The sequence below is a fragment of the Candidatus Trichorickettsia mobilis genome (assembly GCF_034366785.1).
GTDB classification, from domain to species: Bacteria; Pseudomonadota; Alphaproteobacteria; order Rickettsiales; family Rickettsiaceae; genus Trichorickettsia; species Trichorickettsia mobilis_A.
Genome location: NZ_CP112932.1, coordinates 311,489 through 333,505 on the forward strand (window position 1 = coordinate 311,489; position 22,017 = coordinate 333,505).

General features: G+C 32.9%; 23 protein-coding genes and 1 pseudogene. 15 read left to right on the forward strand and 9 right to left on the reverse strand.

What is annotated here, in order from left to right:
• Positions 1–4: 4 nt before the first annotated feature.
• Complete coding sequence (locus tag Trichorick_RS01360) at positions 5–754, reverse strand: hypothetical protein (RefSeq protein WP_323738479.1); 750 nt, start codon at positions 752–754, stop codon at positions 5–7.
• 619 nt (positions 755–1,373) lie between these two features.
• Here Trichorick_RS01360 and Trichorick_RS01365 point away from each other — a divergent pair.
• Both Trichorick_RS01365 and Trichorick_RS01370 read left to right on the forward strand, forming a co-directional pair.
• Complete coding sequence (locus Trichorick_RS01365) at positions 1,374–2,015, forward strand: hypothetical protein (RefSeq protein ID WP_323738480.1); 642 nt, start codon at positions 1,374–1,376, stop codon at positions 2,013–2,015.
• A 96-nt stretch (positions 2,016–2,111) separates the two neighbouring features.
• A complete protein-coding gene (locus Trichorick_RS01370; protein ID WP_323738481.1) occupies positions 2,112–2,732 on the forward strand; it encodes a hypothetical protein in 621 nt (206 codons plus the stop codon).
• Positions 2,733–3,138: 406 nt separating this feature from the next.
• Here Trichorick_RS01370 and lpdA read toward each other — a convergent pair whose 3' ends face one another.
• Positions 3,139–4,536 carry a dihydrolipoyl dehydrogenase gene (gene lpdA, locus Trichorick_RS01375; protein WP_323738482.1) on the reverse strand — a complete coding sequence of 466 codons (1,398 nt, stop codon included), beginning with the start codon at positions 4,534–4,536 and terminating at the stop codon, positions 3,139–3,141.
• Between the two features lie 363 nt (positions 4,537–4,899).
• Between lpdA and Trichorick_RS01380 the strand changes: the two genes are divergently transcribed.
• Positions 4,900–5,298 (forward strand): hypothetical protein, encoded by a 399-nt coding sequence (locus tag Trichorick_RS01380; protein WP_323738483.1) that lies wholly within the window; start codon positions 4,900–4,902, stop codon positions 5,296–5,298.
• Positions 5,299–5,629: 331 nt separating this feature from the next.
• Here Trichorick_RS01380 and Trichorick_RS01385 read toward each other — a convergent pair whose 3' ends face one another.
• Both Trichorick_RS01385 and Trichorick_RS01390 read right to left on the reverse strand, forming a co-directional pair.
• Positions 5,630–6,442 carry a methyltransferase domain-containing protein gene (locus tag Trichorick_RS01385; protein ID WP_323738484.1) on the reverse strand — a complete coding sequence of 271 codons (813 nt, stop codon included), beginning with the start codon at positions 6,440–6,442 and terminating at the stop codon, positions 5,630–5,632.
• 349 nt (positions 6,443–6,791) lie between these two features.
• Positions 6,792–7,364 (reverse strand): annotated as a pseudogene (locus Trichorick_RS01390) (lytic transglycosylase domain-containing protein); the annotation flags it as partial.
• Positions 7,365–7,906: 542 nt separating this feature from the next.
• Here Trichorick_RS01390 and Trichorick_RS01395 point away from each other — a divergent pair.
• Positions 7,907–8,308: a TraB/GumN family protein gene (locus Trichorick_RS01395; RefSeq protein ID WP_410250252.1), complete on the forward strand. Its 402-nt coding sequence runs from the start codon at positions 7,907–7,909 to the stop codon at positions 8,306–8,308.
• Positions 8,309–8,551: 243 nt separating this feature from the next.
• On the opposite strand, the gene rsmD is transcribed toward Trichorick_RS01395, so the two are convergent.
• The 3 genes from rsmD to Trichorick_RS01410 are packed head-to-tail and all read right to left on the reverse strand — an operon-like array spanning position 8,552 to position 10,863.
• On the reverse strand, positions 8,552–9,130 hold the full coding sequence (gene rsmD, locus Trichorick_RS01400) for a 16S rRNA (guanine(966)-N(2))-methyltransferase RsmD (RefSeq protein WP_323738485.1): 579 nt from the start codon (positions 9,128–9,130) through the stop codon (positions 8,552–8,554).
• On the reverse strand, positions 9,127–9,837 hold the full coding sequence (locus tag Trichorick_RS01405; RefSeq protein WP_323738486.1) for a pseudouridine synthase: 711 nt from the start codon (positions 9,835–9,837) through the stop codon (positions 9,127–9,129). The genes rsmD and Trichorick_RS01405 overlap by 4 nt, the downstream gene beginning before the upstream one ends.
• Positions 9,838–9,846: 9 nt before the next feature.
• On the reverse strand, positions 9,847–10,863 hold the full coding sequence (locus tag Trichorick_RS01410; protein WP_323738487.1) for an Mrp/NBP35 family ATP-binding protein: 1,017 nt from the start codon (positions 10,861–10,863) through the stop codon (positions 9,847–9,849).
• Between the two features lie 61 nt (positions 10,864–10,924).
• Here Trichorick_RS01410 and hflK point away from each other — a divergent pair, with 61 nt between their 5' ends.
• The 6 genes from hflK (at position 10,925) to Trichorick_RS01440 (ending at position 16,477) form a co-directional block, all read left to right on the forward strand.
• Positions 10,925–11,974 (forward strand): FtsH protease activity modulator HflK, encoded by a 1,050-nt coding sequence (gene hflK / locus Trichorick_RS01415; RefSeq protein WP_323738488.1) that lies wholly within the window; start codon positions 10,925–10,927, stop codon positions 11,972–11,974.
• A gap of 63 nt (positions 11,975–12,037) precedes the next feature.
• A complete protein-coding gene (gene hflC / locus Trichorick_RS01420) occupies positions 12,038–12,895 on the forward strand; it encodes a protease modulator HflC (RefSeq protein ID WP_323738489.1) in 858 nt (285 codons plus the stop codon).
• 26 nt (positions 12,896–12,921) lie between these two features.
• The gene (locus Trichorick_RS01425) at positions 12,922–14,589 is read left to right on the forward strand and encodes a Do family serine endopeptidase (RefSeq protein WP_323738490.1); all 1,668 of its coding nucleotides are present in this window, start codon (positions 12,922–12,924) and stop codon (positions 14,587–14,589) included.
• 95 nt (positions 14,590–14,684) lie between these two features.
• Entirely contained in the window at positions 14,685–14,810 is a 126-nt protein-coding gene (ykgO, locus tag Trichorick_RS01430) for a type B 50S ribosomal protein L36 (RefSeq protein ID WP_316355157.1), read from the forward strand.
• A 59-nt stretch (positions 14,811–14,869) separates the two neighbouring features.
• Positions 14,870–15,187 (forward strand): thioredoxin, encoded by a 318-nt coding sequence (gene trxA / locus Trichorick_RS01435; RefSeq protein WP_323738491.1) that lies wholly within the window; start codon positions 14,870–14,872, stop codon positions 15,185–15,187.
• A gap of 681 nt (positions 15,188–15,868) precedes the next feature.
• On the forward strand, positions 15,869–16,477 hold the full coding sequence (locus Trichorick_RS01440) for a hypothetical protein (protein WP_323738492.1): 609 nt from the start codon (positions 15,869–15,871) through the stop codon (positions 16,475–16,477).
• Positions 16,478–16,643: 166 nt separating this feature from the next.
• On the opposite strand, the gene Trichorick_RS01445 is transcribed toward Trichorick_RS01440, so the two are convergent.
• Positions 16,644–17,120 carry a DUF2383 domain-containing protein gene (locus Trichorick_RS01445; RefSeq protein WP_323738493.1) on the reverse strand — a complete coding sequence of 159 codons (477 nt, stop codon included), beginning with the start codon at positions 17,118–17,120 and terminating at the stop codon, positions 16,644–16,646.
• A 299-nt stretch (positions 17,121–17,419) separates the two neighbouring features.
• Here Trichorick_RS01445 and Trichorick_RS01450 point away from each other — a divergent pair, with 299 nt between their 5' ends.
• Positions 17,420–17,596, forward strand: a complete 177-nt coding sequence (locus Trichorick_RS01450) for a DUF2706 domain-containing protein (RefSeq protein ID WP_323738844.1) — start codon at positions 17,420–17,422, stop codon at positions 17,594–17,596.
• 290 nt (positions 17,597–17,886) lie between these two features.
• Here Trichorick_RS01450 and Trichorick_RS01455 read toward each other — a convergent pair whose 3' ends face one another.
• Positions 17,887–19,461, reverse strand: a complete 1,575-nt coding sequence (locus Trichorick_RS01455) for a lysine--tRNA ligase (protein ID WP_323738494.1) — start codon at positions 19,459–19,461, stop codon at positions 17,887–17,889.
• Between the two features lie 217 nt (positions 19,462–19,678).
• Here Trichorick_RS01455 and Trichorick_RS01460 point away from each other — a divergent pair, with 217 nt between their 5' ends.
• The 4 genes from Trichorick_RS01460 to Trichorick_RS01475 all read left to right on the forward strand — a co-directional run bounded on the left by Trichorick_RS01460 (position 19,679) and on the right by Trichorick_RS01475 (position 22,003).
• On the forward strand, positions 19,679–20,167 hold the full coding sequence (locus tag Trichorick_RS01460) for an FUSC family protein (RefSeq protein ID WP_323738495.1): 489 nt from the start codon (positions 19,679–19,681) through the stop codon (positions 20,165–20,167).
• Between the two features lie 181 nt (positions 20,168–20,348).
• A complete protein-coding gene (locus tag Trichorick_RS01465) occupies positions 20,349–20,885 on the forward strand; it encodes a disulfide bond formation protein B (RefSeq protein ID WP_323738496.1) in 537 nt (178 codons plus the stop codon).
• A gap of 36 nt (positions 20,886–20,921) precedes the next feature.
• Positions 20,922–21,485 carry a demethoxyubiquinone hydroxylase family protein gene (locus Trichorick_RS01470; protein ID WP_323738497.1) on the forward strand — a complete coding sequence of 188 codons (564 nt, stop codon included), beginning with the start codon at positions 20,922–20,924 and terminating at the stop codon, positions 21,483–21,485.
• The gene (locus Trichorick_RS01475; RefSeq protein WP_323738498.1) at positions 21,482–22,003 is read left to right on the forward strand and encodes a SixA phosphatase family protein; all 522 of its coding nucleotides are present in this window, start codon (positions 21,482–21,484) and stop codon (positions 22,001–22,003) included. Before Trichorick_RS01470 ends, Trichorick_RS01475 begins: the two co-directional genes overlap by 4 nt.
• Positions 22,004–22,017 lie beyond the last annotated feature (14 nt).

The following is a 22,017-nucleotide window of genomic DNA, read 5'->3' on the forward strand; positions in this document are numbered from 1 at the left end:
CAACCTAAAGCTCATTGGATTCTAAGTCCTGAATCTCTCCACCAAGTTTACCATGCAACTCATCAACACAACTGACTAGATCAGTCACAATATTGGTTACATCTACGAAATCCATCAACTCTTTTGTCTCTTGATTAAGAACACAACAAGTTCTTAACAAATCTAGAAACGCATTAGCTTTCTCGTGACCTTGAAGCTCTATTTGCTGATAGTAATATTCTATTAAATCAGGATTTATACTAGTGAAGTCACCATATAATTTTTCGAAGTTATAATGAATATTATGAAATAATGCTTGCATTTCTTCTATAGTACCCTGCTTCATTTGTTCAAAAAATTCAGCTACCTCAATTGAAAAACCTTGATGCACAGCTTCTTGCCAATCAGCCACTTGGCGATCATATTCAGCATCAGACATGATTTTATTAATTAATTTATTTATAATATGATCATTCAATCCATAAAAATGGTAACTATCAATTTTCACATCATCTTCTGGATCAAATCCTGGTCCAAACTCAGCAAAAGTAAATATTTCATTAAATATACCTTGAACCTTGGTAGTATACCATTGCCAATTCTCAGGAGCTACTTTATTTAAAATATCACTAAACCATTTTGTCACTGCAACATTAGATTGTTCGCCAAATATTGACTTTATTTGGGACATAGTTGCTTCAAAAATAGGCAAAGAATCAACAAAATCTGTATTCTCATAACTAACTTGCTGCAAACTTACTTGATTCTGTACCACGTAAAGCAGGTTGTAATTACATTTATTAATTGGTAATTACGAGCAATGGCTGTAAACACTTCTAAGTCGCTTTGAGGAATTTTTAATATAGTACCCTCTACTGCTGTTCGCAGTATACGTTCAGTTGTTTCCTCAATTCTGAAGTAAAGTTCTTCAAATCTTTGTAGCAGCTGTTTGTTTTTTCTATTTGTTTTTGTTTCATAATTTTATACCTTATTGTTAAATATATGATATAATAATATCTATTTATTCATAAGTCAATATTTTATTTTACTAAATTGATATATATATTAAATTTATACACAAAATCTTTACCAATTAAGGTAGTATCAAGTTATTTAGAAAATAGACTTCTTTCACAAACTCAGATTTGATTTAACCATTTTGCGTCAGAGTAAAGGTTCCTCTTAGCTATAAGCCTTTTAGACAATTTCATTTCATTAGGGCATTTTTAAGTAAACACACTTTGCTCGAATATTAAGTAACTCATTTGTAATGTATTGCTAAAAAATAGATATTCAATTGATAATTGACTATATTGAATTTGATCAATGTATTAATATTCATATTATGAAGATAATTAAGATAATACTAATTAAATAAACCTATAAATACAAATATGGACAAAGATGATACGATTGACAAATTCAATGAACAAAATGAGAGTATTAAGCAAGCTACCAACGAAAAAAATATTACTTCAGCAGAATTTAAAAAACCTAATATAGATTTTGATCATCCTAAAAATCGCTTCTCTTTTTCTCAAAAAGAATCTGGTTCCTCACCTTTAACAGAAAAGCAAGAAACAAAAGAATCAGAAGCAGAAAAACCGAAATCAGCCTGGCAACGGTTTAAAGATGGGGTATCCAACATTTTTAATAAAGTAAAATCAGCAATTATTGATCCAATAATTAATTCCAAAGTTTTTAAAGTGCTCACTAGTAATACAGTTGGTAGAGTTGCTGCCATTGGTATAGGAGCTGCTTTTGTTGTACTGGCTTCACCGCTAGCAGCTGCTGGACTTGTTGCCGCTGGAGTGGGAGTAGGAATAGGAATAGTTAAAGATACTGTTCAAGCTAGAACTACTCGTAAACTAGATAATGAACACCAATTACTTATTCAAAATAGGAATAATATTGCTGCTCAAGAGCAAATATTCAAAATAGATCCCAAATTAAAAGTTGTTTTAGAAAATGAATTATATACTCCAACAAAAAGCGGGAAAAAATCAGAAACTGAGAGATATGTGGAGGGTAAATAAGGCGCTTCGGGGTTAAAAAGTGCTGCCAAGTATGGTGTAGAAACAGTTGTACCATTAGTAGCAGAAACTGTAACCAATACACTAACTAATCCGGTAATGCTTGCCAAAACTGGTGTGATGACTGCGATTTCTGGAGGGCTTGGAGTTACTGGCCAGAAAGCAATAGATCAAAAGCGTTTTGAATTGAAACAAGGAATAGATGCTGAACGAGGGAAACCAGATACACCAGGATATGACAACATTACTGAGTTAAGACAAGCAAAACGTGAACAACAGAAACAAACCATGGCACTTAAACAACTTGTTAGCAACGAAGATTATTTTAAAATGTCTGATCAGCAAAAATTAGACAAATTTAAGGAAGTAAAAGTTCAAATAGAACAAAAAGTAGAAAAAGTACAAGAAGCCAAATCTGGTTTCAGAGCTCGTGTTGCTAGTATATTTCAAGATGTTAAAAGAGCTCATAATCCGTTTGATAAATATAATCCAGGTGAAATTGCGAATCTAAAAATTACTGAAAAATCTCCACTAACTAAAGCTATGGAGAATGTTCAAAAACTAGATACGCCGATAAACACAGTAGATAAAGAAAAATTAAAAACACAAATAGTAGCCATAGGAGAACAAATTGATAGTCAAAAATCTACCACATCAAAAATACGAAGTCACAGTGTTGGTGCTAAATCTAATGATAAAGAAGCAGGAGGAAGAAGTTGAACACTAGCAGTAAAATTATACGAATTTTATTAGAGGCTGTCAGATCAGTAGATCTAAGTGGTAATTTTGTCGTCAAGACTTGTCTCAGCTTCGCAACAAACAAGAGACTACTTGCGGCGCTCGACTTCGTTTTTTCTAAAAATTCCTCTCTTATATCTACTGATCTGACAGCCTCTTAGACCTCTTCTCACAAACTCAAGCATGAGAGATGATTTGAACTTTGGTGCGGTACTCGAATCCGAAATAAATCTAGAGTGCGTCGCGGATCGAAGTTCCGCGTCTCCTTCAAATCATCTCTCATGCTTGAGTTTGTGAGAAGAGGTCTATTGTCAAAATTTAATGACCATGATATTTTGTTAAGGATATTCCAGCCAGACGATTCCATCAGTAGAACGGTTGTTAAGAGTTAAAAATTAATTGCACGTTTTGCTACTGCGAGAGCAGCTTCTCTAACTGCTTCACTAAGAGTCGGATGAGCATGACAGGTTCTGGCTACATCTTCTGCTGCTCCGCCAAATTCCATAACTGCAGCAATTTCAGCAATTAATGTTCCAGCATCACGACCAATTATATGAGCACCTAATATCTGGTCAGTTTTACTATCAGCTAGAATTTTGACCATGCCGTCGGTTGCACACATGGTACGTGCTCTACTATTGGCAAGAAATGGAAATTTTCCGATATTATAATTAATCCCTGCAGCTTTCAGTTCAGCTTCATTTAAGCCAACAGAAGCAACTTCCGGTGAAGTATAAACTACGCTTGGAATCACTTTATAGTTTACATGACCAGCTTTCCCTGCCATAATTTCTACTGCAGCAATAGCTTCTTCCTCGGCTTTATGGGCAAGCATTGGCCCTTTTATGACATCACCTACCGCATAAATATTTTTAATGGCAGTTTGGAAATGTGAATTTACCTCGATTCTACCACGTTCATCTGCAACGAGGTTCACTGCTTCCAACTTCAGATCTTCTGTATAAGCTTTTCTACCAACAGCCACTAACACTACATCAGCAGTTAATTGTTCTTGCTTACTCCCAGTTACTTCTTGAGTCGTTAAAATCACTTTATCAGCTTTTTGTTCTGCGCTCACTACTTTAGTGTTTAGCTTAAAACTAAAGCCTTGTTTCTGTAGAATTGTTGTAAATTGTTTACCAATTTCGTCGTCTAGAGCTGGAACAATACGATCAGCATATTCAACAACCGTAATTTTGCTACCAAGCCGACGCCATACTGAACCGAGCTCCAAACCTATATAACCACCACCAATCACAATTAGAGTTTCTGGCACTTGTTGTAAATTTAGAGCCCCAGCTGAGGAAATAATTGATGTTTCATTAATATCAACACCTGGGATCTTAATTATATCAGAGCCAGTGGCAATTAAAATATTTTTAGCAGTAATTTGTTCTTTTCCTGATTCATTATTAATTTCAATAATTGTTGAGGATATAAATGAAGCAGCACCAACCAACTTAGTAACTTTATTTTTTGCGAATAATCCGTCTATTCCTTTGCATAGATCACTAACTACTTGATTTTTTTTAGTAATCATTTTGCTTAGATCAAGGCTAGCATTGGTATTAATCCCAATATCAGCAAAATGATGCTTAGCTTCTTCATATTTTTCTGAAAAATTCAGCAACGCTTTAGAAGGGATACAACCTACATTTAAACAAGTCCCACCTAAAGTACGACGTTTATCAATGCAAGCGACTTTCATTCCAAGTTGTGCAGCACGTATAGCACCAGTATATCCAGCTGGTCCCCCACCAATAATTACTAAATCAAATTGTTGCATAATATTAGAAACCTATAATTTTAATAAACATGTTATCGTAGCGATTTTTACAGAAAACTTATATTAGGTCAAGATATACCATATTATATAGAAAATCTCTGGATAAATTTTTTATATTTGGTGATGGAAGTATCGTATACAAAAATTGATATTATTTTCTTTACTACCACAGTAATAGACGATTGAGGTCACGATGATAGCCTCAACTCAAATGGTCTCTCCATAATTTGATCTATGGTTTATTGAATACTCTCAAATCATTTACTATTTCTTTTATTATCCATTGACATATATTTTAGTATATATAGTTATATAATAGCTTTTAATAAAGCACCTGTTTTTTATAAAATATCCAACCTACTAATGGAGGCCATAGGCTTAAGTGTTGTTGATAGAAAATTGCTTGAACAAGAAAGTTCACTGCTTGAATTCAGTGAAGTAGATAAAGAATTCCATTCAAAAACCTTAAAATTTTATGAAGACCATCATATTAAAACTTCATATCAAGTACTAGACGTTATTTTAAATGACCCAAAACTAAAACAAGAAGTAATAGCGGGATTACAACAAAATCCTGAGTTATGTTATTATATACAAGATGCTTTAAATGAAGTAAATATGCTCCCTTTGCAGTCATCGGTATTTAAAGAAAATCTCTTGCTAACTGTTGAGCAAATTATAAATGAAGATATAAATTGGGAAGAGCAACGCATTATAGAATATTTAGGCAAATTGCCTAATATAGAGGATGAAGGCGCTTAAAAAATAGTAGAGATGCATTAAACCTATGAGCGCAGCTTACTATGATTGATAATTTTGTTGTCAAAATTTGAGTCAAGATAGCATATACTAGTGATATTTGCGATTCCTGTCTATATATTTGCCTGAAAAATTCTTCAATCATTTCTAAGTTATGCAAGAGATATAATATTAAAAATTATATTTCTGTAATACTTATATTATCTCCTCCCACTAGCATTTCGATTTAACGCAGTTCGTTGAATACTCTATATTAAATTGCTTTAATGAATATAAAGACTCTTTTTATTTAGTTAATAAAACTATAGAGTTGACTATTTGCTAATATTTCTTATTACTTAGAATCAGGGTTGATAACACCCCTAGTTTTGCTAACAATAAAATTAATCATATTAATCTGATCATTAAATGTTTTTTCAGTTTTTAAGATTGTTAACATCTTTTTTGAAATCGAATAGTTTGGCATATTCATCATGATATTAGATTCTCCTGCCATTTTCAGAGCTTTCATTAATGCAAAAGCGCTATCATATTCAAGATCAATTTCTTCAACATCAACAATAATATCCTGGAAATTAGCTTGTTGTAATAAAGGAACCATGTGATCAAAATTGATAAAAGGTGGTATATGTTGACTGTGAAAATAATTTGTAGCAGTCTCTATTTCGATTAAACAACGACGCAAATTTTTAAAGCTTTTGCCACCAATAAAATTGGCGATAAAAATTCCGTCTGTGGTTAACCAATTATGGATGTTATTTAAAAAACGCGGAACATTATTAATCCAATGTAGACCTAATGAAAAAGTAATCAGATCAAAATTATTCTCTACAAATTCTAACTCTTCTTCATCTGCCAATAATTTTATTGTACATTCGACTTTATCAATCATCTCAGCAGAAATATCAGTGGCAATTAGAGTGGCATTATTATATTTGTTCAGCAAAGCCAACGATAAGTAACCATTACGACAACCAATATCTAAAATATTAACAAAATTTCGATCTAACATTTGTAAGTTTTCTACAATATTGTCAGCAGCGTATTTTGCAAGTGGGCAATTATTTATGGTATTTGCTGCTTTGTTTCTATTGTTGCGTAATTTTTGTCGATTGAATAAGATTGGTTGTTTAGGTAAAGGATCCATTTAATTATTGAGCTACCGGTTGACGCGGCGGTACTCGTACCATCATATTGCTACGATTTTTGTTATTAAGTGATATTTTTCTATAGGTTGCATTATTTTTTGCGGTAACTCTCTTCTGAAGTTCTATTTCTGCTGATGATTTGTACACAGGTTTAGTACTCGGACTATTACGAGCGCTGACATATAGAACTCCTGGTTTGCGTATTCTATCTCCCTTACTGTTATTCAAAGTAACGGCCTTAGCTTTATTTGGAGTTGAAACATAAGTTTTTTCTGGTTTAGTAACGAATTTTTGGTAAGAAGTTTTAGAAACTGGTTGAGAATGACGATTATAATAATGTGGATATGAATATGCTTTTAAAGAATATTTGTATTCATTCATATTATTAGCAATTTTTACTACACTCTCTTTATATTTTGAGCCAAGCTCATGAGTTGCAGAATGGTAATGAGCAATTGCTTGTAACCAATTGCCCAGTTGATCATATTTTCTTTTAAGAAATTCGGCGCCATAAGTAATGTTGCTAACCGGATCAAAAGCATGTTCAATAGATTTGAAAGCATCAGGATGATGTTTAAGATTGATCTGCATGCAACCAATATCAATGCTGGTTTTACCAGTGAGCAGCTGTTGTTTAACAAATAACACTGCCTCCCTTTTATTATCAAAAAAATAACCTTGTCCTTCAACGTTTACAGTCCAAGGCCAAACAATTTTGATATTATGTTTAGAGTGAGTTTTTCCTGATTCTTGTAAAGAAATTGAATGCAAAGTATCTAAAGGAATACGGTGTTTTCTTTCAAAATATGAAAATAATCGTGAGCATTTTAATGATTCTGCCATTTCACGATCAAGTATCGCAAGCGCTTGGTAAGGAAAGCACCAAAGAGTAAACGATAAAAATAACCGCAAGAGCGTCATAATATTATAATTGTATTTAATTAAAGCGAAGCGGCTTGTTACATAAAAATGTTCTCTTGAGCCATTATCTTATAATAGGTGCTTATATATAATACAGCTATTATCATCTAATAATAAATCTTTTCATTGAATATGCCACAATTTTATAATTTATTATGGTTTTTGTGGTCATATCTGCATTTGTTAGCTTTAGTTAAAATTCTTTATTATTAATTAATAATAATTGACAAAAATTTGCAATGCAATATACTTAACTAAGTATTTTAGTCTAAATTGGATATTATTATATAATAAAAGAAAAAGGGATTATGCCAAACACTAATACAGAGTTAGTTGTCTACCAAAATCTATGGAAATACGTAAAGGAACGTTATATTGCAGATTCATTTCAGGCTCAGTGGAGAGATTTAAGGTTTTGGACTTGAGTGATGGACTAGGAATATTAAAGTTTTACAGTTTGCTGCCAGATGATATGGTAATAAAAACACCACATATCTATAGATGGAACTATTGTTAAAGAATATAGGCAATCTGGAAAAAAAGTGATAGGGCTTGAAACAATACAACAAAATCAAAATGAAGCTTTCGCCATTGAGGATAAAGATTGGCTGCAAGAGTTTGCTGAACTGCTGGAATGTATTGAGGAAGGTGGTTATTTGGTGCAATATGCGCAGATAGCTAAATCTTATATAGTTGGTGATCTTTTAAAAGAAACAATATTAAATGATCATGATGAGTCGGTTAACCAGAGAAATAATAATTGGTTTCCTCAACTTAACGAGTATTTAAGCAAAGTTCCAGAAGGTATTTTAGTAGCAGTTGATTTAAGTCATCTTTTTGGTGCTGAAGCCGGTCTTATACCATATTATCATGAACATGGTTGGAAAGTAGAGCAAGTCGATGTCTCGGGTAAATTTTTTGAAATTGATATGGAGACATTATAGCAAGTTATGCTGATAAATAAACAGACACTGTCAAGTCGTTTGGGACGAGAAAAATTTATATTCACTGTGAATATAAATATGCTTTTAGAGAACATTTGATTCGTAAGGATTGCTTTAGTTTTTAACAAAATCACAAGCGTTCACGGTTTTTAAAATTGAACATCAATATACGACTTAAAAAGCTCTTGGCAATGAGGACTTTTTTAACTCCCTCTGAACGTTTACAAAATTAATACTTACTAGTCAAGATTTAATAAATTGCAAAACTAATAATTTATTATTACCGTATATACGTTCTATTATTAACTGTACATTATATAAGTTTGGTAAAACAAGATCATCAGTTTTGGCTAGTTCAATAATTATTAAAGCTTTATCATTTAGCCAATTACCAGCCAACAGTGAATTTAGCGATTGGCCGGTAAACTTATTATGATATGGTGGATCTATAAAAACTATATCATAGCCACAAGAAGATTGAGGTAAACGCAGAGCATTCAAGCATAGAAATTGGACATGTGCATCCATAATCGCACTAATAGTTTTTATAAATTGCTCAATAGTTTTTAGATAATCACGGTTAATATCAACAAAACTAACAAACTTGGCTCCTCTGGATAATGCCTCAAGTCCAAGACTGCCACTGCCAGAAAATAGATCTAATACCATACTATGCTGTAGATGTTGTTGATCTACGAATTTTCCAGAGGTTAATATACTAAATACTGCTTCTCTAAATTTGCCTGTTGATGGTCGATAAGTTGCATTTCTTGCAATAGGTATGTTTAAATTTTTATATTTACCCGCTATAATCTTAATCATAAATTTATTTCTTGAAAGTTTAGACTTTTGAGCTTACTAGTTTGCTCCTGATACTGACCTGGTTTTAAATCTCCTAATGAAAAAGGTCCATATTGAGTCCTAATTAATCTACTCACCATTAAACCATAATGATTAAACAACTTACGAATTTCTCGATTCTTACCTTCAGTTAACACCACTTCAAACCAGGAATTTTTTACTCCTGGCTGTATTAATTTAATTGTTTTTGGGTTATAGATAGTACCATTAACCTCAACTGGAAATGATAATGATTGCAACAATTCATGGTTACCGTAAGCTCGTACTTTATATACACGTTCCATTTTAGTCGATGGTAATTCCAGATTTCTGGCTAATGCTCCATTATTAGTTAATAACAGTAATCCTTCGCTATTTAAATCCAATCTACCTACTGAGATTACTCTAGGCAAACCTCTAAGATTATCAAATACCGTATCTCTATCATATGGATCATGATGAGTTGTAATTAATGAAACCGGTTTATAATATATCCAAATTCTAGGTCGATGTACTCGCTCTATTACCACGTCATTTATAGAGATTACACTATCATCATTTACAAATGTTATCGGCGAGGTCACTAGCACATTATTAACTTTCACTACTGCTTTAGCGATTAGCAACTCAGCCTGGCGACGAGAACAAACACCAGCGCTGCTTATGGCTTTAGCAATCCTTTGTTGCATATATATAATTTAATCAAAATTGGTTAGTAACTGTTCTATCGGTAAGTCTAAAACATCAGCAAGGCTAGTGCCTTGGTCGCAAGCTTCAGACAGCGCAGCCATTAATGGTAATTGACAAATAAATGGTACCGAATATTCCTGAGCTAAATTATAGCCACTAGTACCAGCAAAGATTTTAATATCTCTACCTTTAGAGTCGATAAAATAACTCATATTTTCGATAATCCCTAGAATTTTGAGATTAAATTTTTTATATAAATCGATTGCTTTTTGTACATCTAATTTCGATATTTGTTGGGGAGTAGTTACCATTACCACTCCATCAATATGATAATTTTCTAAAATGGCTAGATGAATATCTCCAGTACCAGGAGGCATGTCAACAATCAAATAGTCCAGTCTATCCCATAATGTTGAAGATAATAACTGATAGATGGCTTTACTGGCCATTGGCCCACGCCAAGCAATGGCACTACGCTCTGCTACTAGAAATCCAATCGACATAATTTGTATATCTCTTGACTTTAACGGCATCATCATTTTATTTGCTGTAATACTAGGAGCGCCACTAACATTAAATATTTGTGGGATCGATGGTCCATAAATATCAGCGTCTACTATACCTACAGCATATTTTTTGCGAGTTAAGTGCTCAGCTATCAAAGCTGCAATTGTAGATTTACCTACTCCACCCTTACCGGCAGCAACTAATATTATTTTTCCGACATTATTAATAAGAAGCTTAACTTTACTAGCTTTAGCTGATGGATTAATAACAGCTTGTGGCTGTTCATTTTTGGTAAATACAATGGTAATTTTACCAATCTCAGCTATACTACTTAACTTGTTGATAGCTTGTTGCCGTATCAACTCAGCTTCAGCTAAATCTTGGTTGCTAATATCTATAGAAAAACCTATATTATTATTCTTTATTATAACCTCAGACATTAGATCCGATAGTTTTTGACCATTGGGAAATATAATATCAGAAATTTTTATAATAATTTGCTGATTTAAACTACTCATACTTGAATTATCCAATAAGTTTTATATATTTAACAATAAATTCAATATAGCAGTAATAAAAATGTTTAATATGGTTTTAAGACAAATTCTAAAAAAATCACCATGGGATGACTATCAAGAGGAAAAAAATATTTTTACCCAACCACGCAAGAATCAATTTAATTTGAATAATTTCCAATTTAATTTCAATAATAAGAGTATTATCATTGGGTTAATTTTATTAATGATAGCTTGGCTTGCCTCAGGGGTTTATGAAGTGAAAGAAGGCGAAGAAGCAGCGGTAATAAGGTTTGGTCGCTTTGTCAGAAAAGGTTTTCCCGGTCTGAACTATCATTTACCTTCTCCATTTGAGTTGGTAATAAAAGAAAAGGTAAATCAGTCACGTCGAATTGAAATAGGCTATAGATCAGGTAATGCAGCAAAATCATATAGTGAAAGCACTAGGCTAGTTACCGCAGAAAGTACTATGCTTACTGGTGATGAAAATATAATCGAGTTAAATTGCGATGTGATGTGGCATATTAACGATCTAGAAAAATTTATTTTTAATATTTACAATCCGGAAGAAGCCGTAAAAACAGCAGCAGAAAGTGCTATCAGAGAGGTTATAGGTAATACTCCTATAGCATCAGTACTATCAAATCAAAAACTGGAAATAGCGGATAAAATTGTTGAGCTAACACAAAAAATTTTAGATCAATATACTGCAGGAGTAAGTATCGAGAATGTTCAGCTGCTAAAAGTAGAACCACCAGCTGATGTTATTGCATCTTATCGAGATGTACAAACTGCAAAAGCTGATAAAGAACGTGAAATTAATCAGGCTCAGGCTTATAATAATGATATCTTGCCTAAAGCTAGAGGTGAAGCTGCAAAAATGTTGCAAGAAGCTGAAGGGTATAAGCAAGAAATTATCGCAAGAGCCGAAGGTGATAGTAAGAGATTTACTGCGATTTACAAACAATATATGAATAATAAACAGTTAACTAAAGATAGGATATATTTGGAAACTATCGAAGAAATATTTAAAGGTCCAAATAAAGTAATTATAGGTGCTGATGGTATGCTTCCTCATATGGCTGTATCTCCTAGTAATTCAATTTTAAAGTAGTAATAGGCTTCTTGCATAAACAAATAAGTGGTTTGGTATCCACAAAGTTGAGGAAATAAATTAATGAATAAAAGTTATTACGTAATTATCGGAGTTTTTATAAGCTTGTTGTCTATAGCCGGCTCTTTATTTTCTGTTGATCAGCGGCAAGTAGCAGTAGTCTTCCAGTTTGGTGAAGCTATGCGTACTGTTGATGCTCCTGGCCTAAATATTAAGATTCCTTTTATTCAAAATGTAGAATTTTTTGATAAACGAATTTTACATGTAGAAGCGGAAGCTAAAGAACTAACTGCTGTTGATGGTAAAAGATTGATTGTTGATGCATTCACCAAATTTACTATCATAGATCCCGTCAAATTTTATAAAACCGTTCACGACTTTCAAGGAGTACGAATTAGATTAAACAAAATTTTAGAATCATCTATGCGTCAGGTCATTGGTAAAGTTCCATTGACAGCTTTGTTAACAGGTGAACGCTCTAATGTAATGCATAACATTAGAGATATTGTAATTCAGGAAGCAAAAACTTTTGGTCTTAATGTGCTTGATGTTAGAATTCTGAGAGCTGATTTGCCAAAAGAAAATAGTGCAGCAATTTATCAAAGAATGCAAACTGCACGTGAGAAAGAAGCTAAACAGATTAGAGCTGAGGGGCAAGAAGAAGCTGCGCGAATTAGATCCAAGGCTGATAAAGAAAGTAAGATCTTAGTAGCTGAATCTTATATGCAATCTCAGATTATCAAAGGAGATGGTGATGCAATCGCTGCAAAAATATATAATCTTGCTTATGCTGAAGACCCTGAATTCTATAAATTTTATCGCTCGATGACAGTGTATAGGAACGTATTAAAGAAAGATGATACTTCTTTCGTGTTATCACCGTCATCAGAGTTTTTTAAATACCTTAATTTAAATAAGTAAATAATATCAGGAGATTTATTAACTTTATGATATTTGTCCACATTAATAACCAATTATCTCGATATTTGGTATTTTTATTATTAATTTTTAGCCAATTCTCAGCTGTCGCGGCTAGTAGTAGTTACTTTATCTTAGTCGATGAGAAAAAACCAGCGGCTGTACTAAAGGGCAAAAACCAAACTTATATTAGTCCTCTTTCGAATGGAGAAAGTGAGAATCAACCAGCTAAGCTACCTCTAGATGAAGTTGCAAAAGAAGCAGAAACAGTTGAGCCTCTTAGTATTCTCACTACGCCAAAAGAACAATTTGTTGTAACTCATCCAAGTTTTGCTAACATTGTTGAACCATTAATGCCAGCAGTAGTAAATATTTATACGGTACAATATAATAAGAAAAATCAGTATCTACAAAAAGCTCCATTCCCTGAAGGTTTTCCATTTGATCAATTCAATGATTTTTTTGAACAATTCAATATCCCATTTAATTCTGAAGAGCTATATTCTAATCCTAAAGCAGTTTCACTTGGTTCAGGGTTTATTATTGACCAGGCTGGATTTATCGTAACTAATCATCATGTGGTAAGTAATGCCGATGAAATACATGTTAAACTTATTGATAACACTGAATTACCAGCAAAACTAATTGGCACTGATCAACGAACAGATCTAGCACTCCTTAAAGTAGAAAGCAAACAACCTTTACCTAATGTAAAATTTGGTAATTCATCAAAATCCAGAGTGGGAGATTGGGTTATTGCCATTGGTAATCCCTTTGGACTTGGTGGCACTGTAACTACTGGTATCATTTCCTCGAAAGGACGTGATATTGATATTAATACCGGTGGTGTAGTAGATGACTTTATTCAGACTGATGCTGCGATTAATAGTGGTAATTCTGGTGGCCCGATGTTTAATCTTGATGGCGAAGTTATCGGAGTAAATACTGCTATTTTCTCTCCATCAGGTACTAATATTGGCATTGGTTTTTCCATTCCTTCCAATACTGCCCAAACAATCATTGAACAATTAAAGAAAAGTGGAAAAATTAGCCGAGGTCGTCTTGATGTTACTGTTCAGGAAATTACTACAGATATTGCTGAAGCTCTTGGTTTAAAAGAAGCAACTGGAGCATTAGTAGCGGAGGTAATAGCAGGAGGAGCAGCAGATATTGCTGGTATTAAATCTGGTGATATTATTATAGAATTTGCAGGACAATCAGTAAAAAATTCTAGAAAATTACAAGTATTGGTAGCAGAAACACCAGTAGATAAAGAAGTACCAGTTGTAGTAATGCGTGGTGGAAAAACACATAACTTACATGTGAAGATTACAGAGGTAGATCGTATTGGTAATAAATTAGCAAATTTTGACCATAAAAATCATAAACAAGATTCTTCATTAGACACGATAGAAAAAAATCATATAACTTTTAGCAATCTGACTGATTCCATACGTAAAAAATTTGCCATAAAAGAAGGGATTAGTGGCGTTATCATTACTAATATTGATAAAGATCAAAGAAATTATGGCCTGAGAGTAGGAGATATAGTAATGGCTATTAATCAACAATATATTAATAATGTTGAGCAATTGCATAAACATTATGATAGCGCAAAAGCAGATAAAAAACAAAATATCGTTCTATTAATAAAAAGAAGAAATATGGATATCTTTATAGCTATTCCAATAGCTTAACATTGACTAGGTTAGTAAAATATGGTACTTATTATTTAATATGGTTAGTTATACAAATTAATTAAGCCAGCTATTATTATGTTTCAAGGATAATTATGAAAGTTGTAAGCTCACTTAAGTCACTAAAAAAAAGAGATAAAGATTGCCAGGTAGTAAAGCGTAATGGTAAGATTCTGGTTATCAACAAAAAAAATAAAAGATTTAAAGCTAAACAAGGGTAAAGATCTTAGAATTTATCTGCTTTACCAATCAATGATTTTTTAATTAAAGAATTAAGCACATGGTTTATGAAGTAACAGACAGCTCATTTCAAAAGCAAGTTTTAGAAGCTGATGTCCCTGTACTAGTTGATTTTTGGGCTGAATGGTGTGGTCCGTGTAAGATGCTTACACCAGTTATTGAGGCATTAAGTAAAGAATTAGAAGGTAGATTGAAAATATGTAAAATGAATGTTGAAACAAGTCCAGTTATACCTTCTGAGCTTGGTATTCGTTCTATACCAACGCTAATTATTTTTAAAAATGGCAAACAATGTGCTACTAAATCTGGAGCTTTTCCTAAAAACATTATTGAAGAATGGATTAATTCTGTAATTTAGCAATTCATCTACTTGTGAGCGTTTCCCACGTTTTTAAGTACCTATGATGTCATTCCTGTTTTTGTAGGAATAACGTTATGAGTATCTTTAAAACCTAAACACTTAGAGCCTGTCAGATCAGTATATATAAGAGAGGAAGTTTTAGGAAAAACGAAGTCGGATATACCTGCAAGCAGTCTCTTGTTTGTTGCGGAACTTCGCCTGCGTTTTGAGTGAGCAAAATTACCTCCTTAGATGCACTGATCTGACAGCCGCTTACCAACAGCATCAAAAACACTACCTCATCGATTACTGTACTTATTCTTGGCAATGCCATAAAAGCTCAAGAACGTCTGATTTTTTGTCATCTGTTCTTTTTTCATACTAGGCATTGCTTACAAAATTTTATGGAGATTATTTATGTATTTTTTGCTTACAAAATAATAAAGATTTTTTGAAATAGTTTACTATTCCTGCAAAATCTTTATTATTTTCTCCTAAAACCACTATAAATAATCTCCATAAAATTTTGTAAGCAATGCCTAATTAAACTTAGTTTGCTATATACTCGTTTTAGCTGAAGAATTTTTGTTGCCATCAAGAGAGAGCTTTGCAGCAAAACAAACTAGTGACTGCTAGAGTTGCTCGCCTTTGTGGCTTTAAGCGAATTTTTAAAAATTATATATTAAATAGAAAGATGGTATGTTTCAACATTTTATAGAACAGATAAGGATGATGATTAGTTGGGCAATTCGTATAAATGCTCTTTACCCTATTATTTTCACCTTATTTGGGGTAGGATTTGCTCTTATGAATTTTATATATGCTGATATATTATCAAGTCTGTGTTTTACTGTAGCGGCTATCCTTTTAACTATTAAATATGTAAGAGATTACAAAATCAATAAGTTATCAAATTCTCAACAGATAAATGATCTTACTAATGAGAAAGATTATTTAGTATTAGAAGAAGATGAGGCTGAGGATATTAAATATGACTTTGATGCAGCTATTCGTGAGATATTCGAAGAAAATGATGATCTCTCTCTAGGTGAATTTGTTCAAAATCTTGTTAATTGTGCAGCTCCAGAATCTATGTTTACATATGATATAATTATAAAGAAGATTACTCATAGTTGTAATTATTTACTTACTATGGAAGGAGTAGAGGTTATGCCATTAAGTGCTGAAAGACACGCTGAGTTAATATTTGTAGGAAAAGAAGATAGTGAGATCTATATTAATAAAGAGGGGTTTCGTAGATGGGTAGAAGAAAAAAAGATAAGGCTACCTGAAAAATGGAAGGTATAAAATTTATCATCACTATATAGGTGCTTCTTTTATGTAAGTTTAAAATAAAGTATATAAATCACTAGTAATCAGCTCAAAGGGCTGATAAAGACTGCATTGTCACGCGAACCAAAGATTTGTTCAAAGCTTGACGACTTTTAAAGAATCGTGAACGCTCACTTAATTATTATCCTACAGATATATGTACGTGGAATATTTGCGGTCTTTCTTCCAGCCATTTTTTATGACGCTTTTCATCTTCTAATCCACGTCTAATAACCTCATATACATCTTTCCACCCATCTTCTCTGGTATAGATACGTTCATAAGCTACATTAGTATCGAATTCATTACCTTTCATAGCAGCAATTATAAATTCATCTCCTATAATATTAGCTACAGTCACTTTACCACTTTTAATCCATTGTTTGGATTTACTTGCTTCTTTAGGTGGTTCTTCATTGTGCTGTTTTAAAAGTGCAGAAAGTTCGCTAATATGGCGTTTATGATCTTCTAGAAAAGAAATAAGATGCATCTTACATTCATTATTATGAGTTAATTTACTGACAGCAGTTTCATAAGATTCTACAGCTTCATATTCTAGCTCAATAAGTTCTTTAACCGCATTTGTAAGATTGCTTTGGATGCCTACTAAAGTTGTCATAATCCCTCTTGATATTTGTGGATGATTACTAATCCTCTATATATAGTTATCTTAACATTTAAATTGACTAGTAGCAAATATTAATAATATTTATAAAATGCTCAGAGAGTACAAGATAATCTTTAGAATATTTTTATATTTTATGCTATAAACTATATGATGGCAAAATTTAAAACGACAAAATTACCGCTCAGATTAAGTAATATCAGAAATCTATCAAGAAATTCGTTGAATAATTAATCCAATATCAGCTAGCATTCGATAATAATATAGCTTAAATGATTGATAAAGGAGAGCGCATGAATACCACTACTTCATTGTTAATTAGTTGTATTATTTTACAACTATTATCGTCCTGCACCCCTAGTCCGCCATATGAAATAAGAAGCCCTTGCGTTTCTGGTGAAACAGATAACCCTTATGCTATTAATCCTTGTGTACGTAGACCAGTGAATATTAATCACGATATTAGTTAGTGGTTTATCGTGAGCTAGTTTTTTTGGCTTTAGTTTGCGCCCGGAAAATAAGAGAGTGGTCAATGAACCATATCGTCAGTTAAGAAAAGGAAATGATATGAACCGTCATTGTGAGACGCACTCAAGTGATAAAGCAATCTAGAAAATGAATTACATGTTTCTCTGGATTGCTTCTACCACTACCGTGGTCTTAGTTCAGACGGAGAAAACTTAAGTAATACAGTTCATATCGTCTTTTTTCCTAACGACGATATGGTTCATTATCATAATTTGGTAGCAAAAGCATTTTACTATTGTTTCATTCTATCTTGAATAAGTTGTTTAGTTTGTTCTATACCAAATAATTTAATGAATGATCCAAGGCGTGGGCCTTCAGTTTGGCCAAGCAAGATTTGATATAGTTCTTTAAAATAATCACGCAAATTCTGATAACCAGCATTAGTTCCAATTGCATAAATTTTTTCTTGAATTTGTTCAGCCTCAACAGAACTCTGCAAGTCTGCCAGTACTTTTAAAATTTCTTTTAATATGACTTGATGTTCTGGAGTTGGAGTGAGATAAATTTTATTAGCTTTGATAAAATCATTATAATAATGTACAGCAAAATTTGCTAGATGGTCTAAATATGGAGCGCTTTCTGGGTTAGCCTCTTTAGCATATTTGCTGATAAAGCCCCATAATACTGATTTATGATCTGGATTACATACTGAAGCAAGATTTAGTAGCAGTGTAAAGCTAATACCAAAAGTTTCAATTTGTGGTACCTTGCCTTGATGAATGTGATGTACTGGATTTTCCAGTTGTTTTAGTCGATCAGATTCTTGATGATATTTTCGATTAAAAGTCAAATACTCATCAACAGTTTTAGGAATTACATCAAAATGTAACCTTTTGGCTCTTGATGGTGATTGATACATAAATAAAGCCATGCTTTCAATTGGAGCATAAGTTAACCATTCATCAACGGTGATGCTATTGCCTTTAGATTTGGAAATCTTACTTCCAGTTTCATTGAGAAATAATTCATAAAAGAACTGCACTGGTGCGACACCATCTAAAATAGTACAGATTTCTGAATATAATTCGGCATTAGGCATATGGTCTTTGCCATACATTTCATAATCTACTGCTAGTGCAGCCCAACGCATGCCAAAATCTGGTTTCCATTGTAATTTACAATGTCCCCCGGTAACTAAAGTTTCAACAAATTTGCCATCGGCATTCTTATAAGCAATGGTTTTTGCTGATAGATCAACTTTTTCTATTGGTACCTGTAGTACAATACCGGTATCAGGACAAATTGGCATAAAGGGAGAGTAAGTTGACTTTCTTTCTTCTCTAAAAGTAGGTAACATTAATTCCATAATTTGGTCATATTTTTCCATTACTTTGATCATCATTTGATCAAACATGCCAGATTTATAGCATTCAGTACTACTGAAAAATTCATACTCAAAACCAAAACGATCTAGGAAAGAACGTAACTTGGCATTCATATAATGTCCGTAACTGAGCGATTCATTGAAGGGATCAGGAATAGAGGTTAGTGGTTTGCCAAGATGTAGGGCAAGCATTTCTGGATTAGGGATGTTACTCGGTACTTTACGTAACCCATCGAGATCATCAGAAAAGCAAAATAGTCTAGTCGGGATTTCAGATAATTGTTTAAAAGCAGCGCGAACCATCGTTGTCCTAGCTACTTCACCGAAAGTACCAATATGAGGTAATCCTGATGGGCCGTAGCCAGTTTCAAATAATACATATCCTTTTTTAGGAACTTTATTACCAATATGATCAAGAATTCTTTGCGCTTCTATAAATGGCCAGGCATTAGGGTGGTTAGTAATTGTTGGTGCTTTACTCATATGATTCTTATATATTTTAATTTATTCTAAGGAATATATGTTTACAATAAGCAGTTTTTATAGAAAAAACAGTAAATTAGTAGTAAAGAATAATAAATATATATGTTAAAATTTGTTATTCTTACGCTATACTCACGTCTCAATAGTTGTTGCGTCTATGTAATCTTGCTATAAAATTTAAGTTGAGAGGCTATAGTAAAGTTTTGATGATCAGGTTATGGATAATATATCTAAAAGATGGAATAATGCAGGTTTACGCTATTCTTTTACATTGGCAATTATTATGGGATTAATTATGCTGGGAGCAAAAATTTTTGCTGTTACAGATATTACATGGGCTTTAGTGTCTGGAGTAGTATGTACAGAGCTTGAAACAAATAAAGCATTATCATTAGTATTATGGCGCATAATTGCAACAATGATAGGCGTAGCTGTTGCTTTTTTGATATTACTAGTTATAGGAGCGGGGTATATCGGTTTAGTTGTAGGGGTTGTAATTACCACACTTATATGTCACTATTCTATTTCTTCTTTGAAAAACAATTGGAAACTTGTTACTGCCACGGTAGTTATAGTTCTTGTTACTGGATTGCAACATAATTCTGCCAGCTTAGTTGAAGCGGTAGCACTTAAACGTGCGATAGAGGTTATAGCTGGAAGTTTAGCTGCTGGTTTAGTTACTGGTATTTTAGAGTGGCTATGGTAACAATATTCATAAAATATGAGAGCCTGTCAGATTAGTGCATCTAAGAGGTAATTTTGTCGTTAAAACGCAGGCGAAGTTCCGCAACAAACAAAAGACTGCTTGCGGTACTCGACTTCGTTTTTTCTAAAAATTTCTCTCTTAATATCCACTGATCTGACAAGCTCTGAGAGATAAAGGCTATATGTTAATTTTTACTTTTTTAAAATCACTTGGTATAATATTTAGTAAAAATAGCTTTCGATTGCTTTTTATAATGCTGATTTGTATATCAATAACAGCTTTGGCTACTGCTTATTATGCAGAATATGTAATGGGGCTTGAGCCATGTCCATTATGCCTATACCAAAGACTACCATATTTAGTATTAATAAAATTAGCGGTGGTTGCATTAATTTTCAAAAAGATTAGTAAATATGGCATAATTTTTGTCATGCTAACATTATTAGTAGCCTGTCTGCTTGCTGGATATAATAGTGGTGTTGAGCGAGGAATTTTTAAGCCAACTAGCTTGTGTTCGTCAGCAATCAAAATTCCAGAACATTTATCTATTAATGATATAAAGACGATGTTATATAATAAAGGTGTAGCCTCCTGTACCAGACCGACAATAAAAGTTTTGGAATTATCAATGGCTGAGTGGAATTTATTATTGAATATTGCAGTATTGATGAGTGTTATTTTTATTCGTGTATGCTCTTTGAATTCGCAACAAACTTAATTACATATACCCCTTAGCAAAATTTAGGGAGAAAAGATGCCACAACCTAGTTTTATTGAAAGCAAATCAAAGATTGCAGAAATGATTAGAGTAGATCATGCTGGAGAGTATGGCGCTAAGAGAATATATGAAGGGCAAATCAAATTTGCAAATAAAGTACAGGACAAAAGATTATATGCAATGATGTTAGTACAAGAGCAGAAGCATCTTGATTATTTTACCAAGGAATTAGTCAAGAGAAGAGTAAAACCAACAATATTACTACCATTTTGGCATGTAGGAGGGTATTTGTTGGGAGCTTTATCTTCTATAGCAGGAACAAAATTTGCAATGTTAGTTACGCAAGCGGTTGAAGAAGTAATAGAACTTCATTACCAACAGCAATTATGGGATTTGGACGGTAATGCAGAGGAAAGGGATTTAATAACTAATATTGAGAAATTTAAGCTTGAAGAAGTAGAACATAAGGAAATAGCAAGTTCATTTCAGCAAAAATATGAAACAAATTTACAGCAGGTACATGGTGATGATAATGGTGTGATCGATGCTATAATCAAAAGGATATGTATAATGGCTATTAATTTGAGTAAAAAAATATGAAGCGAATAATTTTAATGAGACATGCAGCTGCAACTAAATCCAGTTCAGTCAGTGATTTTAATTCTCAATTAAATGGGATGGGTGAAAGTCAAGCAATCGCTGCCGGTAACTTTATAGCAAATTTGGGTATTGATCAAGTGCTGGTATCACCAACAAAAAGAACTACTCAAACTCTCAGTATTATCTTACAACAGGTAGAGATTCCAGAGATTGAGTCAGTTAGAGCTTTGTATGAATCATCTAGCAGTAAGATTATCGAAATTATTTCTGGAACTGCTGATAATATAAATAATTTAATGATTCTTGGTCATAATCCGACGATTTATCAGCTGGTGCTTGAATTAGCACAAAACAGCTCTAAAGAGTATGAGCGTATGCTAACAACCACTATGTCAACTGCTCAGATAGTAGTTATAGAATTTACAGATTTAGTTGATTGGCGTAAGATATCTCTTCAATTGGGTAAGGGAAGTATTACGCATATATTTAATCCTAACCTAGAACTCGGTGAAAATTGAGAATTGCGTCGTCT